Annotated in this window: 1 rRNA gene; it reads left to right on the top strand. The window is 52.9% G+C overall.

What is annotated here, in order from left to right:
* A 16S ribosomal RNA gene (locus tag AAZR23_RS20805) occupies window positions 1–255 on the top strand; the annotation flags it as partial.

The raw sequence follows: 255 nt of genomic DNA, 5'->3' as shown, positions 1-255 counted from the left end.
GAGGCAGCAGTGGGGAATATTGCACAATGGGCGCAAGCCTGATGCAGCCATGCCGCGTGTATGAAGAAGGCCTTCGGGTTGTAAAGTACTTTCAGTCGGGAGGAAGGTGTTAAGGTTAATAACCTTAGCAATTGACGTTACCGACAGAAGAAGCACCGGCTAACTCCGTGCCAGCAGCCGCGGTAATACGGAGGGTGCAAGCGTTAATCGGAATTACTGGGCGTAAAGCGCACGCAGGCGGTTGATTGAGTCAGA

This window comes from Morganella sp. Je.2.23 (assembly GCF_051129855.1).
GTDB lineage: Bacteria > Pseudomonadota > Gammaproteobacteria > Enterobacterales > Enterobacteriaceae > Morganella > Morganella sibonii.
Note: the sequence above shows the minus strand (reverse complement) of the source record. Positions and strands in the feature narration are given on the sequence as shown.